2 protein-coding genes are annotated in these 1134 nt (G+C 67.1%); one reads left to right on the forward strand and one right to left on the reverse strand.

Annotated features, from left to right (window positions below):
• Window positions 1–605, forward strand: a 605-nt coding sequence (locus GOOTI_RS09210; RefSeq protein ID WP_007238311.1) for an enoyl-CoA hydratase/isomerase family protein, incomplete at its 5' end; no start/stop codon positions are given.
• A gap of 4 nt (window positions 606–609) precedes the next feature.
• Here the strand turns inward: GOOTI_RS09210 and GOOTI_RS09215 are convergent.
• Window positions 610–1134: hypothetical protein (locus tag GOOTI_RS09215; RefSeq protein WP_007238312.1), on the reverse strand; the 525-nt coding region annotated here is incomplete at its 5' end.

Genomic DNA, 1134 nt, shown 5'->3' on the forward strand with positions numbered 1-1134 from the left:
CCATGCCCGAGACCGCGATCGGGTTCTTTCCCGACGTCGGCGCAACCTACTTTCTGCCGCGCCTACCGCGTGGAGTGGGAATGTGGTTGGGCCTCAGCGGTTCCCGGGTGCGTGGAGCCGACGCCGTGCATCTCGGTCTGGCCACCCACTTCGTGCCTGCAGCCGAGTTGGATTCGGTCGCCGACGCCGTACGCGCGGGCGACTCGCTCGTCGACATCCTCGGCGGCAGAAGCGACTTGCCGTCCTCCGACCTTCCGATCGCGAAAATCGGTGAGTACTTCGGCGACGACAACGTCGCGGCCATTCTCGGAGGACTGCGCGGAGCGGCGGGCGACGAGTGGGCCGCGGAGATGGTCGAACTCCTCGAGGGTGCATCTCCGACGAGTCTGTGGGTCACCGCGGCGCTTCTCGACGCCGGGCGGGATTCGACGCTCGACGAGTGTTTCGACCGCGAACTGCATGCGGCCACGCAGATCACCAAGACGAACGACTTCGCCGAAGGCGTGCGGGCGATGCTCGTCGACAAGGACCGCAGTCCGTCGTTCGAGCCGTCGACCATCGATGCCGTCGATCAGTCGGTGGTCGCCTCGATCGTCGAGGACTGACCGATCACGGTCGCAGATCGAACCATCCGGCGAGCCTGACCGGAGCGCTCTGCTCGGCGGTGGGTGTCGCGCCGGGCGCGGTCGCCACAGCAGTGTCGTCGTCTGCCACCTCGTCGTCGGGCGCAAGTGGATTCTGTTCTGCGACCGTCGATTCGGGGCACTCGAACGAACCCGCGGCCCGTTTCGACGACATTGCCGTCACCGTCAACCTACATGTCGATGACGACCGGTACATGCCCCTTTCCGAGAGACCGACGCTCGCGGCGATCGGAGTCGTGAGCGGACCGACGGGTGGACGTGGTCCGTCGGTCGGTGGGAGATGCTCGCCGGTCAGCTCGCCGACCGGGAACTCGATCTGCGCACCGTCGGTGCCGTCGCCCTTGAACACGAACAGCAGGGTGTCGGGCGGTACGTCCGGCTTCGGCTGGCCCCACCGAGCGAACTCGTAACACGCTGGTGCAGAGGACATCTGCTGTGCGGCTGACGTCGTGGGCAGCGGGGGCTGGCCCGGTTGAGCGCTGGGTGCGGT

The organism is Gordonia otitidis NBRC 100426, assembly GCF_000248075.1.
GTDB lineage: Bacteria > Actinomycetota > Actinomycetes > Mycobacteriales > Mycobacteriaceae > Gordonia > Gordonia otitidis.